The organism is Streptomyces sp. NPDC102437, from assembly GCF_044765565.1.
Taxonomy (GTDB): domain Bacteria; phylum Actinomycetota; class Actinomycetes; order Streptomycetales; family Streptomycetaceae; genus Streptomyces.
Window position 1 is genome coordinate 1 of sequence record NZ_JBIWKI010000154.1, and the last position, 1822, is coordinate 1822.

The following is a 1822-nucleotide window of genomic DNA, read 5'->3' on the forward strand; positions in this document are numbered from 1 at the left end:
CCCTTGTACGACGGTGACGCGGACGACACGAGCGAACCCCTTCCGGCACGATCAACTCCAAGATCATCCCAGGCCGGTCAGTTAACGTGACAACGCCTCTGCGAGGGGTAGGAGCGTGCCCTTCTCGCCGTCCCCGAAGACCGGCAGCTGGCCGGTGTCGATCAGATCATCCAGATACAGGGCTGCCTTCGGCACCTTGTTGCCGTACAGAGGGCCGAGCCGAACCAATCGCTTCATCAAGGCGAGGGCCTCATCGCTGACCCGCGGATCGTCGATCCGGTCAGGGTTCATGCCAGCGGTCACCCGAATCCACTCCTCGTAACCCTTACCAGGCGGCTGGAGCTCCTGGAGGGTGTACTGACGTGGCACACGTGGCCGACGCGCCTTGCCCGGCTTCTTCCTGCCCATCACGACTCCTCATCTGATGCCTGTACGCGGATGCATCAACACAACGGTCGGGAGCACGTCGAGGTGCTGCGCCATCCGGCTGTGCTCCATGCGGTCCTCACCAGCGGCCGCGGGGGCTCTCGGCACCGAGCTGGACCTCGCGCCGGCACTCGGGACAGCCCGGCAGGCCCTCCACCCGGCGCGGCTTGTCGTCCTTGGCCCCGCTGAACCCGCACAGGGCCGTGCTCAAGTGCGGCTGGACCTGGTCGTCCTCAGCGGCGTGCGAGCCGTAGCCCGGCACGTTCCAGGTGAATGTCGCCTCACCGTCGTACGGTGCGCCGTCGGGCCAAGTCGTAGACCGGCTCGGTCGTGGTGCAGCGCATCCGCAGATCAGGCCCTTGCCAGCGCTCGCCGCAAAGAATCTGAGACCCGGCATCGACTGCGTCCGCGAGGCGCTCGAAGGACAGGTCGTAGTCCGTCATGTGATCCCACGCGCCCGGCTTCTGGTCGCTCATCAGCGAGCGGAACATCAACAGCAGCCGCGCCAGATCATGGTGTCCGACACGCACGGTCCGCGTGTCCTGGTCGTAGCCGTACGTCGGGTCGTGGGCGGGCTTCTTCGGCATCGGTCCTCATTCGCGTTGCTTCGGCAGTCAGCGACCGCCACCGGGCCCAAGGCGCGTCCAGCGACCTGGACGACGTCGTGGTCGCTTCCAGTTGCTCAACGAGCCGGGCCCCTCGGAGCCACGCCGGCCGCGGACGGCGGACGTCGGCCGAACCGTCTTGGGCATCAGCGCCTCGGAACTGGCGGCCGCGCCGCCACCGAGAGGCACCCCGCGACGTCGACGGAGCGAGAATCACCGCTATCTGAATAGCAACACTTCGCTGCAAGAGGTCAGCCCGGAACAGTTGGAGACCCGGCCACGGCCCCTCCACCATGGCCCTCCGCCCGCCGCCGGTGGATCGCACGGACCCTCCCGCCTGGCGCCACCAGCCTGCGCGAACCGAACGGCCCCGTTCACAACGGAGGCTCCCCAGAACCACCACCCGCCGACCGCCACCGGGACAGCACATCACGAGTCAGCCAGCGGAAGGCGTCGAGTCGCGCTTCACGCTCGCTCGGCCAGCCTTTGCGGCCCTTGAGTGTCTCCCTTTTGAAGGCGGCGTTGAAGCTTTCCGCTGCGGCGTTGTCCGCGCTGGACCCGACCGCTCCCATGCTCTGCTGGACCCCTGCTGACCTGCAGATTTCAGCGAAGGCCCTACTCGTGTATTGAGACCCGTGGTCCGTGTGCATGATCGCTCCATCGAGGCTGCCGCGGGTCCGCTCGGCGGCTGCGAGGGCGTCGATGACGAGCTCTGTTCGCATGTGATCGGCGATCGCCCACCCGGCCAGACGGCGTGAAGCCAGGTCGATGACGGTCGCGAGATAGAGCGG

General features: G+C 67.3%; 3 protein-coding genes and 1 pseudogene. All 4 read right to left on the minus strand.

Going from position 1 to position 1822, the window contains the following annotated elements; genetic code table 11:
- Positions 1-81 precede the first annotated feature (81 nt).
- Complete coding sequence (locus ACIRJP_RS42500) at positions 82-408, minus strand: hypothetical protein (RefSeq protein WP_404186595.1); 327 nt, start codon at positions 406-408, stop codon at positions 82-84.
- A gap of 97 nt (positions 409-505) precedes the next feature.
- Entirely contained in the window at positions 506-688 is a 183-nt protein-coding gene (locus tag ACIRJP_RS42505; RefSeq protein ID WP_404186597.1) for a hypothetical protein, read from the minus strand.
- Positions 689-707: 19 nt separating this feature from the next.
- A complete protein-coding gene (locus ACIRJP_RS42510) occupies positions 708-1013 on the minus strand; it encodes a hypothetical protein (RefSeq protein ID WP_404186599.1) in 306 nt (101 codons plus the stop codon).
- A gap of 449 nt (positions 1014-1462) precedes the next feature.
- Positions 1463-1822, minus strand: a pseudogene (locus ACIRJP_RS42515) (transposase); the annotation flags it as partial.

Bases quoted from the DNA above. Each gene is read 5' to 3' on its own strand.
- ACIRJP_RS42510 (WP_404186599.1), bottom strand. From the start codon at position 1,013: ATGCCGAAGAAGCCCGCCCACGACCCGACGTACGGCTACGACCAGGAC.
- ACIRJP_RS42500 (WP_404186595.1), bottom strand. From the start codon at position 408: ATGGGCAGGAAGAAGCCGGGCAAGGCGCGTCGGCCACGTGTGCCACGT.